We start from the raw sequence: 12,002 nt of genomic DNA, 5'->3' as shown, positions 1-12,002 counted from the left end.
CCCAAGCGCATGGCGTGCTCGCCAACGTCTCGGAAAAATCGTTGCGTGGTGAGGCCCGGCGTGATCGGCTCACCACCTACGAGATCTTCGGCCGGCTGCACACGACGCTCGGCGACATCAAGCGGATGACGAAGCAATGTCCCGTCCGAAGAAAGGCGCCCACCTCTACTGGAAAGAGCGCGACAAGCGCTGGGTCATCCGGGACACCGGAGGCGTCGAACGCGGCACTGGCTGCGCTTTTGACGAGTACGAGAGAGCTGAGAAAAAGCTCCAGGAATACCTCGCCGAAAAGCACCAACCGGACTTCGGCACAGGTGATCCAACTCGGGTCGAGATCCTCGACACCCTGACGTACTACGTGAAGCAGAGGGCGCCCTATACGGAGCGCCCCGACGTCATCGCCAGCGCGGTTCCCCACCTCGCCAAGTTCTTCGCTGGAAAGATGGTCGCCCACGCGACGCCCGGTGTCTGCCAGGGCTACACGACGTGGCGCCTTGCGCAGCCCTCGGCGCGCTGCAAGTTCGGACCTGGCCGGAAATACGCGACTGTCGACGACGTGCCGCGAGTCGGCGTGGAGACCGTCCGACGCGAGCTGAGTGTCCTGTCGGCCGCCATCGGCTACGCCCATGCCGAGCACAAGCTTCTCTATCCCGTCGTCATTTGGATGCCGGAGAAGACACCGGCGCGAGATCGCTGGCTGTCCCGATCGGAGGCCGCACGCCTGATCTGGGCCGCGCTCGGCTTCCGGCACGTCGCGTCGGATCTGATCACGCGCCGCGAAATCTGGCATCGAACCGTCGAGGACCAGCAGGTCAGTAAGAAGGACCGCGCGGCCGGGGTGAAGGCGAAGGGCAAGTCACGCCACGTCGCCCGGTTCATCCTCACCGGCCTCTACACCGGCACCCGACACGAGGCGATCCTACGGCTGAAGTGGTTGCCCACCACAGAGGGCGGCTACGTCGACCTGCGCTCCGGCGTCATCTTCCGCCGCGGCATTCGCGAGGGCGAGAGCAAGAAGCGGCGTACGCCCGTCCCGATGTCGAAGCGGCTGCAGGCCCACATGCAGCGGTGGAGCACCAGGAGCACATCCCACGTCGTCGAGTTCGACGGCGGGCCCATCGACAACGTACGCCGCGCGTGGGTCACGGCCCGGGTCGCCGCCGGCCTCGGCGAGGAGGTCACTCCTCACATCCTGCGCCACACCTTCGCGACCTGGGCGGTTCGGGACGGCATGTCGTTCGGTAAGGTTGCGATGGCGCTGGGCACGACAGAGCGCGTCGTTGAGCAGGTCTACGGCCACCACGCACCCGAGCACGTGCGCGACGTCGTCGAGAGCGTGTCCGGACGGCGTCGTTAGCCGAGAGCGGACCGCACTCAACCTGAGATGGCTCAGTTCTGAACGCTCGGAGGCGGGTCGAGCGCGACGCCCTTGGCCTTGATCTCGACGAGGCGCAGGAGCTTCTCGTCGACGCCTTCCTCACGCCAACCTTCGATGGCGGCCGATAGGAAAGCACAAAAATCCTCTCGACTCATCACGCCCTGCTTCTCGAGAAATGCGATGAGCAGGTTGACGATCGCCAGCGTGGCATTGTCTGCGGCGGCGATCGCCTCGAGCTGTGACGGCTTCATGATCGCTTCCCCGACACCTTCTGCACCTCTGCAAATTGGTACGATGTCGAGAGCCGTCCGTATCCCAGAACGTCGGGCGAACATTCCTCCATTTATTCTCCGAAAACCGGGGAGAAAACGAGACTTTTAAGGCTCGGAATGGTCGATCACAGAGGGGAAGTCCCTCTACAGCGAGGCAGCAATTTTCGTTTACACCGAGAATGTCGGCGGTTCGAGCCCGTCACTGCCCACCATCATCCTCGCACACGATCGTGACGATCCCCCGGAGCCGGTCGCGGCGCTGCCGGGCCTCGGGCGTCGCGAATGCGACGGTCCACTCGACCATCGCCCGGCAAAATAAACCTAGGGTCTGAACGAATTAGTGACGGTTGCGCGGTCACAGTGGCGGTGGATCGAAGGACACCGCGCAGATGCAACCCCGCCCCCATCGGAGCCCGAACGCCGGCTACCACGCCGTCGACCAGGATTTCGATCCGCTCATCCTGCGCATCCGCCGCCTCGTGGCGCATCGCGGCTACGACCGCGAGGCGCTCCTGAGCCCGATGCTGAAGCGGCTCATTCCGGCGGCCAAGCTCTCCGGCGATGCGCTGGCCGATGCCGAGCAACTCCGCAAGCGCCTGACGGGCGCCGCGCTCGACCAGAAGGCAGTGGCCTATCTCACCGAATCCGTCGAGATCGAACTCGACTTCGCGCGGTTGCGGCTGAGCTGACGCTCAGTTGCGGCCGGGCTGAGCGATCTCCGAGGGCGGAGGCGCGTCGGGCCGGGCACTGGCGTGTTTCTCGGGATGCCTGACCTGGCTGTAGGCGATGTTGGCGAAGCTGCCGAGCACCGTCGGCCAGCTCGCATTGTCGTATTGCCGGTCGTCGCGGCCAGCCTTGCAGAACGCCGTGGTGAGACCGTTCACGATCGCCTCGTCGGAGACGCCGCTCGCGGCGGCCTTCACCTGCGGGATGATCCTGGCCAGCGCGGTGGCGAAGTCGCCCTGCTTCAGGTCCTTGAGCTGGTCGGCGATGCCGGCCTTCTGGAACGGCTCCTGCAGCCCGTCGAGATAGGCCTCGGTGCATTCGGCGGTGCCGGATTGCATGGTCCTGGTCTTGGCCTTGGCGTCCGAGACGGCGGTGCCGGCATTCATGACGGGGGCGTTGTTGCCCCATGAGTTTCGGACGTAGTCGGTCACGTCCTTGACCTGCTGCTCGGTCATCTCCTGGCCGATCGCGACCATCGGTGCGTAGCCGTTCTGGGCCGGCAGCCCGCCATAGACGACACGCAGCACGGTCTCGGGTCCCGCCTGCTGAACTGCCGTATTGCCGGCCAGAGCCGGCACGGCGCCCGGGATGCCCTTGCCGTCGGGCTGGTGGCAGGACGAGCAGAAGGTCAGGTAGGTCGCACCGCCCGGAGCATGCGCCGAGTTGAAGGCCTGCAGATCCTTCTCCTTGTAAGTTTGCCGCGCGGCGACGGTCCTGAGATAGGCCACGATGGCCTTCAGATCCTCGTCGGTCATCTTGCTCAGCGACTCGGTGATGGTCTGGCGCATCGGCCCCGCCGCGACGCCGGGCCGGTTGCCGGGCGCGCTGCCGGTCTTGAGGTAGTTGAAGACCTCGTCGTCGCTCCAGGCGCCGATGCCCTGGTGGCCCTCCGGCGTGATGTTGGGCGCGTACCAGCCGTCGATCACGCCGCCGCCGAACTTGCCCGCGAGGCTCGAATTGCCGACGAGCTTGCGCTCGTTGTGGCACATGCCGCAATGCGCCAACCCTTCGACGAGATAGCCGCCGCGGTTGATCTGCTCGCTGGCCTTCGGATCCGGCACGAAGCGGTCGGTGGACAGGAAGGCGGTACGCCAGGTGATCAGCGAGGCGCGCACGCTGAAGGGGAACGGGATCTCGTTGGCCTGGCGCTCCTCCCGGACCGGCGGTACCGAACGCAGATAGGCCCAGATCGCCTTGACGTCGTCGTCGCTGACCTTGGTGAACCAGGAGAAAGGGAAGGCCGGGTAGAGATACTCGCCCTCGTCGCCGATGCCGTGGCGGAAGGCTCGCTCGAAGGTCTCGTAGCTCCACTTGCCGAGGCCCGTCTCCGGATCGGGCGTCAGGTTCGGCGTCATGATCGCGCCGATTGGCGTGTCGAGCTTGTAGTTTCCGGCGAGGAACTTGCCGCCGGAAGAGGTGTGGCAGGCCGTGCAATCGCCGGCCGTGACGAGGTATTGGCCGCGCTTCACCAGATCCTGGTCGGTGCCCTGGGCGACGGCGATGGCAGGGGCGAGGAGGCCGGCCGCGACCAATAGGCCGAATGCCATCGCAATGCGTCGGGCCATGGCGCTTCTCCCTGCGCAGGACAGATTTAAGATGAAATCATTCTAGCCTGTTGCCGACGATTGAACGCCGGCCTCTCCGTCGATGTTCCAGGCTCGCTCGACTGTGAACTGCGACCAAGAGACCGCGACTGATCTTCGCGTAATCTGAATCGGAGGTCGGCCAGATGCGCGACGAGCGAGGCGGCGAGACATCCGGCGATGACGGTCCAATGCGCGCCGGTCAGCGCGGCCCGCAGGGCGATCATCAGGAACGCGCCGGCAGCGATGGTGCCGACTAGCGCGATCGGCGAGGGACCGCGCCCACGTCGCCAGCGCCAGACCAGCAGCGCGCCGGTCTCGAGCGCGACGAAGCCCAGGATGAGGTCGACGATCCTGCCGCTCGCGAACAGCTCGGCCATCGCTAGGCCGTCCGCAGGCGTGGATTGAGCTGGACGATCCGCAGGTTGAGGAATGTCGCGACGCTGACCCAGGCGAGATAAGGCAGGTTCAGGAACGCCGCGGCGGGGCTGGCGCGGCCGCCGACGAAGACCAGGGCGACGATCGACAGCCAGAGCAGCACGACCTCGGCGAGGGCGAGATCCGGCCGGCGCATCCTGAAGAAGATGACGCTCCAGGCCATGTTAAGCACGCCGTTCACGCCGTAAACCGCGATCAGCGCGCCTCGGGCGGTCGGACTCGGATCGGCGTTCCAGGCCAGCACGCCGCCGGTCGCCGTCAGCGCGAAGATCACCGTCCAGACCGGGCCGAACGCCCAGTCCGGCGGCTTCCAGGACGGCTTGCGCAGGGCGCGGTACCAGTCGTCGGTCACCGTCGCAACCCCGCCCACGATGGCGACGAGGACCGCCGCGAGCGCGGCGATCAGGGGAGGCGCCCAGCCGTCTCCAAGCAGTGCGCTCACGGCGAGACCCACCGGAAGAGGTAGGCGAGGTCCTTGAAGAAGATCCGCGCATGCGCCCCCGGCTTGGCGCGGACCAGCTCCTTGTTCATGTAGCTGTCCCAAGTGAGCTGCTGAACATCCTTGTCGCGGCAGATCGAGACGAAGCGCTCGCGTAGGGAATCGTTGCGGTACCAGACCCACTGCATCATCCGCAGGATCCAGAACACGCGGCCATGCAGCTTCATGAACCGGCGCCGCGCCTGCCTCAAAGCCCGCACGTCGCCCGTGTGCAGGAAGGCGTCGGCGGCCTCGGCCGAGAGGCGGCCGCCGAGCATCGCGTAGTAGATGCCTTCGCCTGAGGCGGGCGCGACGATCCCGGCCGCATCGCCGGTAAGCAGCACGTCGCGACCGTTGTCCCAGCGATCGAGGGGCTTGAGCGGCAGCGGCGCGCCCTCGCGGCGCAGGGTCTCGCCGGAAGCGAGGCCGGAGGAGCGTCGCAGGTCCCGGATCGCGCCCCGCAGCGAGAAGCCCTTCCGGGCGCTGCCGGTGCCGATGCTGATCGCCTCACCGTGAGGGAAGACCCAGGCATAGAAGTCCGGCGAGAGCGCACCCTGGTAATAGACGTCGCAGCGAGACGCCTCGTAGTCTCCACCCTCGGGCGGGCGGCGGACGATCTCGTGATAGGCGAAGACCTGGCGCATCGCCGCATGACCCGGAATCTCGGCGCGCCCGACCGGCGAGCAAGCGCCGTCGGCACCGATGACGAGGCGGGTGCGGACGATGGCCTGCCGCCGCTCGGCGCCCTTGCCGGCCGAGTAATGCACCGAGGCAAGGCCGTCCCCCTCGCGGACGATACGTTCGAACACGCCCTCGCGATGCTCGGCACCCGCCAGGGCAGCCCGGTTGCGAAGCCAGGGATCGAAATGCTCCCGGTCGACCATGCCGACGAATCCGTCGCCGACGGGCATGTCGACGCGCGTGTCGCTCGGCGCGATCATCCGTGCCGAGCGGATCTTGGCCACCAGCAACTCGTCGGGGATGGCGAAGTCGCGGATCAGGCGTGGGGGGATCGCGCCGCCGCAGGGCTTGATGCGGCCGGCCTTGTCGAGAAGCAGCACACGACGCCCAGCGCGCGCCAGCTCGGTTGCCGCCGTCGCGCCAGCCGGGCCGCCGCCGACTACGACGACGTCGAACATCTCGGTCTCGGCGGTTTCGGCAGGGGGCTGGGACATCCGCGCTACCTCGTTTCCAAACCGGATTCGAACTGGAAGGCCGCAGCCTGCGTGAGGGGGTTGCCGCGCCGCTCCCGCGACGGCGCATGCTCGATCCGCAGGGCGATGATCGCCGCGCCGACGAAGAGCACCGCCTCGCCCGCGAAGACCGAGGCGTAGGCGGTGGTGGGGTCGGACGTGAAGAGCCGGGCCAGATCCAACGCCATCGTGCCGAGAAAGCCGCCAGCGCCGAACGCGATGCCCTGCGCTGCCCCCCACACGCCCATGCGCGTCCCCCGCTCGGCCTCGCCGCCCCGGCCGGCCAGTCCCATCATCGAGCCGATGGCGGCCACGGCGTAGATGCCGTTGCAGAGCCCGAGGGCGAACACGGCCTCGCGGAGCGGGAACGCGGCGCCGACGGAGCCGCCGGCCGCGATCATCGCCAGGGATACGGCCGAGCCGAGGCACCCGAATGCCGTCCAGAGTTTGAGCGAGCCGAAGACCGGGCCGCCGACGCCCATGGTGATACCCGCCACGAGCAGCATTCCGGTGAGCACGCCGCCATGCTGGAGACCAGAGAGCTTCGTCGTGGCGCCCGGCGTCATCTCGAAGATCAGGCCGGCATAGGGCTCGAGGATCAGTTCCTGAGCGCTATAGGCGAGCATCGAGACGAAGATGAAGATCGTGAAGTGCCGCGAGATCGGCTCCGCCCAGACCCGTGCTAGCACCTCGAAGAATTTCCTGTCCGCGGCCGGCGCCCCCGTTGTCGCTGTAAGTCGCGCCGGCTCGACGCCGGTCACGGCGAGTATGGCGATGACGAACGCAATGGCCGAGACCGCGCCAGACACCGCCATCAGCCGCGTTCCCGAGAACGGATCGAGGAAATGGCCAGCGAGCGGCGCGGTGACCGCGAAGCCGACGATCATCATCACCCAGACCACGGTCGCGGCAGCTCCGCGCCTCCGGTCGTCCACTCCGGTCGCCAGCAGCACGAGCAGCGAGGTCCCGGCCGCTCCCACACCGATGCCGACCGCGAGGAAGGAGAGCACCGCGAGCGTCAGCCCGGCAGCGACACTCGCCTCGCACAAGGCCGTCGCGGCCGCGGCCCCGAAGCCGCCAATCGCCAGCAGAGCCATGCCACCGACGATCCAAGGCGTGCGACGGCGGCCCCTGTCGGAGCCGTACCCCCAGCGCGGCCGCAGGATCTGGACGGCATAGTGAAGGGCGACCAGACCGCCGGGCACCATGGCCGGCAGCGCCAGCTCGACGACCATCACCCGGTTGATCGTCGAGGTCATGATTACCACGACCGCGCCGAGCGCCGTCTGGACGAGGCCGAGACGGCAGATCTGCCACCAGGTGAACGAGAGCGGCGGCATCGTGGGCGCTCTCCAGGCTTGACACTCGGGCGCGAGATTCTCCGCGCGAGCCGGCTTCGACAGGTGTTAAAGCTAGATTTCGAACGGATGGGGTGTCAAGTTGTGTTTACACAATTCCGTGCATTCGGGCGTCACAACCGCTGGGCACAAACCACAATTTGTGCGGCTTAATGCATTATAATACAGGAATCGCGGCTCAGTTGAGCTCGACGTCGCTGGAGTCGAGGTCGCCGATTCCGTAGCGCCGCATCTTCGCATACAGGCCCTGCCGGCTGAGTCCGAGCATCTCGGCCGCCGAGGCGCGGTTGTCGCGCGTGATCCGCAAGGCCGCCTCGATGCATAGTTTCTCAATGAGGTCGGTCGTCTCGCGAACCAGGGTCTTCATCGAGACGCGACCCACCAGCTCGGTCATCTGTTCGACGGAACGCGGCAAGCCCGTTCCGGCCGACGAGGCGACACCGGGACGGCGCGGCATCGAGCGGATGGTGAGCCCGAAGCAGGGCTGCTCGCCGTTGGCGACCGACACGGCGGCCACCTCGACCTCCTCCCTCGAGCCGTACTCTCCGCGAAGCGCCGTGGAGAAATGCCGGACCGAGCCGTGATCCTGCAGCGTCGTGAACAGAGCCTGAGCCTCGGTGCCCTCGCGCCCGAGCCAGCGATCCAGAGGCTCGCCACGCACCTGCTCCTCCGTGGCGAGCTGTACGAGATCGAGGAAGGCGGCGTTGGCCGTGAGGATGCGTCGCGAGGTGTCGGTGACGACGAACCCCTCGGGCAGCTTGGCGATCACGCCGAGCGCATGGGCCGGGTCGTTCCTCGTCTCGGCCGGAGGCGCGTCGGGCGAGAGGCGCAGCAGCACGCTTGTCGTGGCCTCGCCGCGGAACAGCGAGGCGGAAATACGAGTCTCGCCGCGGCCGCCGGCGAGCCGTCCGGTGAAGTCGGCAGCCTGCCCCGTCACACGCAAGCCTGCGAACACCACTTGCAGATCGCGCGCACTCTCCGGATCGAACAGATCCACGACGTCCTGCCCGAGCACCCGCTTGGCTGCGCGGCCGAGTCGCCGGGCCGCCGCGGGATTGACCTCGGTCACGCGCCGCGTGCCCGCATCGACCACGAGCACGGGCTCCCCGGAAATCTGAAACAGAAGTTTGTAGCGGGTCTCGGCAGAACGAAGCCGGGCGTAATCGCGCTCCAGGGCCTGCTGGGTTTCTGCCAGACGAAGCTGCAGGGCCGAGACGGAGCGAAGGTCGCGTCCCAGGACGATGACCGGGCCGCCGGGCTTCGGGCGCATTGTCGAGTAACGGACCGGGAGATCGATCCCGCTCGGAGACGGATGATTGACCTGCCGCCAGCGCGTGATCGAGCCAGGCGCCGCGTCACGCAGGAGGGCCTCGATCTTCGGGCGGCTCTCGACCGTCACGGTATCGATCCACGGACGTCCGAGCCAGGAGTCGACGCCCTCGCCTCCGAACTCCTCGCCGTTGAAGGCTGCGTCGCGGATGACGCCCAACTCGTCAACGACGAGCGACAGATCCGTCGTGGCCGCAATCAGCAGCCCGGTGGCCTCACTGTCGAGGAGCCCGGCAACGTGCTGCATCGCGGCCGAAGGGCGATGCGGAATGGGTCTCGCGAGCGAGGTCAAGTGCACCACTTCGTAACGGCGTCGAACGGGTCCTTTCAGCAGGCTTGCGCCTGCTTTTCAAGCAAGCTTTCCGCAATTCTCGGCGCTATCCGGGCGTCCTCCGCCATGGCGTCGGCGCCCGAGGCATGAAGCTGCTCGGGATGGCGGACGAAGAGCGGGCCGCCGACCATGACGCGGACGCCGCGGTTGCAGGAGACTTTGCGCATGGCGCGGACTGTGTCGGCGAGCCCCGGCAGCAGCACGTCGCAGGACAGGGTCAGGCCGACGACGTCGAACCACTCGGCCCGCAGCAGGTCGAAGCCGGAATCGGCGTCGCCGGTCGTGACGTCCCATCCGGCCTCGCGGAAGAAGCTCGCGACGATCGACAGGCAGAAGATGTGAGTCTCGCCGGGGCAGGGGACCAGCAGGATGCTGCGGCCATGCGGGCCCCAGGCCTCGCTCTCGAGGCGTCCGCAGAGCGTACGCGCGACCGCGTGCAGACGGCCGAGCGCGACCGTCACGTCGACGAAGTCGCACTCGTCCTCTTCCCACAACCGCCCGAGTTCGCGCGCTGCCGGGGTCAGCAGCTCCAGAAGCAGCCCATCGAGGGACAGGCCGCCGTCGAGCAGTCCAAGGACATGGCCGGTCACATCCTCGGCGGCCGGATCCAGCAATAGGGCGCTGAAGGTCGCAATCTGCTCCGGGGTCGGGCGGCGTTCGACGAGGAGCCGGCTCGGTCTCACCGCTTCCTGGTGGACCAGCATCAGCCGCGGCAGGATCTCGCCCTCGATCAGCCGCGAGAGGTCGCCGCGAACGAACGAGACGTCGTCGACGACGAGATCCGGGTTTAGGGCTGTCGCCGGAGAGGGGCCGCACTCCAGAGAAGCGGCGTCCAGCTCGAAGCCCTGGCTAAAATGCCTCCAAGCTCCCACGGCCATCTCCCATCCCAGCGACGATTCTGAACGCTACGGGTCGGTACGCGACTCCAGCTTGTCATGTTTTATTTCATCTTACGATACGCCTCGCCGCTCACTTGGCAATGGTCTAATTTTAGGAAACCCCACCGTTTGTCATGGCATTTTGACGTAAAGTTGGATTGACACTCGACGAAGCTCGGACTTACGTTTCTCGCGTCAGGGCGGCTTCGTGAAGACGAGGTCGAGGGCGAACGAGAGGGCGGAAGCATGGGTCCCCGTCAGGACCGGCCGACACCACCACTCTACACGAGCGCCGAGAGACGGCGCCGTGACGCCTCTTCCTGGACGATCGTCCAGGGCGTCCTCGCTCCCGTGCAATTTCTGGTTTTTTTGGTCAGCCTGACGTTGGTGCTGCGCACACTCGCCACCGGCGACGGATTGTTCGCCGCCAACGTCTCGGTCGTCGTCAAGACGCTCGCGCTCTACGCGATCATGGTGACGGGCTCGATCTGGGAGAAGGAGGTCTTTGGGCGCTACCTGTTCGCTCGGTCCTTCTTCTGGGAGGACGTGTTCAGCATGCTCGTGCTGGCGCTGCACACGGCCTATCTCGTGGCGCTCGCGACCGGCTGGCTCGATGCGCGGGAGCTCTTGCTGCTCGCACTCGCCGCCTATGCGACCTACCTCGTCAATGCCGGACAGTTCCTGCTGAAGCTGCGCGCGGCGCGCCTCCAGGGCTCGTCCGAGCCTGCCTGCGCGACCATGGTCGCGGAGGGCGCACGATGAACGCCCACGCCCCACTCCCGGCAGCAGCGGATTGCGGCGTCGAGGTCCGCCAGGAGCGCGGCCAGCGTGCGGTGTTCTGCGGGCTGACCGGCATCGTCTGGCTGCATCGAAAAATCCAGGACGCGTTCTTCCTCGTCGTCGGCTCGCGCACATGCGCCCACCTGATCCAGTCGGCCGCCGGCGTGATGATCTTTGCCGAGCCGCGCTTCGCCACCGCGATCATCGACGAGCGCGACCTCGCCGGTATCGCCGACATGAACGAGGAGCTCGACCGCATCGTCGGCCGACTGATCGAGCGTCGGCCGGGCATCAAGCTGCTCTTCCTCGTCGGCTCCTGCCCGTCGGAGGTGATCAAGCTCGATCTCAGCCGGGCGGCTTTGCGGCTCTCGAAGAGCCTCGCGCCGGACGTTCGTGTCCTGAACTACTCGGGCTCGGGCATCGAGACGACCTTCACCCAAGGCGAGGACGCCTGCCTCGCTTCGCTCGTGCCGGAACTGCCGCCCGCCCCGGCCGAGGCCGAGGCCGCGCTGATGGTGGTGGGCGCGCTGGCCGACGTCGTCGAGGACCAGTTCGCCCGCATCTTCGCCGAACTCGGCATCCCAGCCCGCTTCCTGCCGGCACGCCGGGCCGGCGAGATGCCGCCGGTTGGGCGCAACACCCGCTACCTGCTTGCGCAGCCCTTCCTGACCGACACGGCGCGGTCGCTCGAAGAGCGTAGCGCCAAGCGGCTCTCCGCGCCGTTCCCGCTCGGCGCCGAGGGCACCACGCGTTGGCTGCGCGCGGCCGCCGACGCGTTCGGCGTCGACGCCCAGCATTTCGAGGCGGTCGTCGCGCCGGGCCAGAAGCGGGCGCGCCGCGCGCTCGCGCAGTACCAGGAGCGTCTCTCGGGCAAGCGGGTGTTCTTCTTCCCCGACTCGCAGCTCGAAGTGCCGCTCGCGCGCTTCCTCTCGCGCGAGATGGAAGCCGAGCTGGTCGAGGTCGGCACGCCCTACCTGCATCGCGCGCACCTCTCCGAAGAACTCGAACTGCTGCCGAGCGGCACGATCGTCAACGAGGGCCAGAGCCTCGACGACCAAATGGACCGCTGCCGCAAGGCGCGTCCCGACCTAACCGTCTGCGGCCTCGGCCTCGCCAATCCGTTGGAGGCTGAGGGCCTCTCGACCAAGTGGTCGATCGAGCTGCTGTTCACGCCGATCCAGGGCTACGACCAGGCCGGTGACCTCGCCGAACTCTTCTGCCGTCCGCTCGTGCGGCGGACGCGGCTGGAGGTCTGAGG

Annotated in this window: 12 protein-coding genes and 1 tRNA gene; 5 read left to right on the top strand and 8 right to left on the bottom strand. The window is 67.3% G+C overall.

Annotated features, from left to right (window positions below):
* Positions 1 to 136 precede the first annotated feature (136 nt).
* Positions 137 to 1,357 carry a tyrosine-type recombinase/integrase gene (locus GGR33_RS22445; protein WP_183510707.1) on the top strand — a complete coding sequence of 407 codons (1,221 nt, stop codon included), beginning with the start codon at positions 137 to 139 and terminating at the stop codon, positions 1,355 to 1,357.
* 32 nt (positions 1,358 to 1,389) lie between these two features.
* Here GGR33_RS22445 and GGR33_RS22440 read toward each other — a convergent pair whose 3' ends face one another.
* On the bottom strand, positions 1,390 to 1,629 hold the full coding sequence (locus GGR33_RS22440) for a hypothetical protein (protein WP_183510694.1): 240 nt from the start codon (positions 1,627 to 1,629) through the stop codon (positions 1,390 to 1,392).
* Positions 1,630 to 1,783: 154 nt separating this feature from the next.
* Here GGR33_RS22440 and GGR33_RS22435 point away from each other — a divergent pair.
* Positions 1,784 to 1,862, top strand: a tRNA-Ser gene (locus tag GGR33_RS22435).
* Between the two features lie 177 nt (positions 1,863 to 2,039).
* Complete coding sequence (locus GGR33_RS22430; protein WP_183510664.1) at positions 2,040 to 2,339, top strand: hypothetical protein; 300 nt, start codon at positions 2,040 to 2,042, stop codon at positions 2,337 to 2,339.
* Between the two features lie 3 nt (positions 2,340 to 2,342).
* Here GGR33_RS22430 and GGR33_RS22425 read toward each other — a convergent pair whose 3' ends face one another.
* From GGR33_RS22425 to GGR33_RS22395, 7 genes are all read right to left on the bottom strand, one after another.
* A complete protein-coding gene (locus GGR33_RS22425) occupies positions 2,343 to 3,941 on the bottom strand; it encodes a cytochrome c (RefSeq protein ID WP_183510639.1) in 1,599 nt (532 codons plus the stop codon).
* 26 nt (positions 3,942 to 3,967) lie between these two features.
* The gene (locus tag GGR33_RS22420) at positions 3,968 to 4,339 is read right to left on the bottom strand and encodes a hypothetical protein (protein WP_183510622.1); all 372 of its coding nucleotides are present in this window, start codon (positions 4,337 to 4,339) and stop codon (positions 3,968 to 3,970) included.
* A gap of 2 nt (positions 4,340 to 4,341) precedes the next feature.
* A complete protein-coding gene (locus GGR33_RS22415) occupies positions 4,342 to 4,839 on the bottom strand; it encodes a TspO/MBR family protein (RefSeq protein WP_183510582.1) in 498 nt (165 codons plus the stop codon).
* A complete protein-coding gene (locus GGR33_RS22410) occupies positions 4,836 to 6,050 on the bottom strand; it encodes a geranylgeranyl diphosphate reductase (RefSeq protein ID WP_183510483.1) in 1,215 nt (404 codons plus the stop codon). The genes GGR33_RS22415 and GGR33_RS22410 overlap by 4 nt, the downstream gene beginning before the upstream one ends.
* A 5-nt stretch (positions 6,051 to 6,055) precedes the next feature.
* A complete protein-coding gene (locus tag GGR33_RS22405) occupies positions 6,056 to 7,408 on the bottom strand; it encodes a BCD family MFS transporter (RefSeq protein ID WP_183510434.1) in 1,353 nt (450 codons plus the stop codon).
* 196 nt (positions 7,409 to 7,604) lie between these two features.
* Complete coding sequence (ppsR, locus tag GGR33_RS22400; RefSeq protein ID WP_183510407.1) at positions 7,605 to 9,002, bottom strand: transcriptional regulator PpsR; 1,398 nt, start codon at positions 9,000 to 9,002, stop codon at positions 7,605 to 7,607.
* A gap of 80 nt (positions 9,003 to 9,082) precedes the next feature.
* Positions 9,083 to 9,964, bottom strand: a complete 882-nt coding sequence (locus GGR33_RS22395; protein ID WP_210302164.1) for a cobalamin B12-binding domain-containing protein — start codon at positions 9,962 to 9,964, stop codon at positions 9,083 to 9,085.
* Between the two features lie 246 nt (positions 9,965 to 10,210).
* Here GGR33_RS22395 and bchF point away from each other — a divergent pair, with 246 nt between their 5' ends.
* Both bchF and GGR33_RS22385 read left to right on the top strand, forming a co-directional pair.
* On the top strand, positions 10,211 to 10,726 hold the full coding sequence (gene bchF / locus GGR33_RS22390) for a 2-vinyl bacteriochlorophyllide hydratase (RefSeq protein ID WP_183510389.1): 516 nt from the start codon (positions 10,211 to 10,213) through the stop codon (positions 10,724 to 10,726).
* On the top strand, positions 10,723 to 12,000 hold the full coding sequence (locus GGR33_RS22385) for a ferredoxin:protochlorophyllide reductase (ATP-dependent) subunit N (RefSeq protein ID WP_183510375.1): 1,278 nt from the start codon (positions 10,723 to 10,725) through the stop codon (positions 11,998 to 12,000). The genes bchF and GGR33_RS22385 overlap by 4 nt, the downstream gene beginning before the upstream one ends.
* Positions 12,001 to 12,002: the final 2 nt, after the last annotated feature.

The sequence above is a fragment of the Methylobacterium brachythecii genome, from assembly GCF_014196345.1.
Classification (GTDB): domain Bacteria; phylum Pseudomonadota; class Alphaproteobacteria; order Rhizobiales; family Beijerinckiaceae; genus Methylobacterium; species Methylobacterium brachythecii.
The sequence above is the reverse complement of the archived record's forward strand: the minus strand, read 5'-3'. Positions and strand labels throughout refer to the sequence as shown.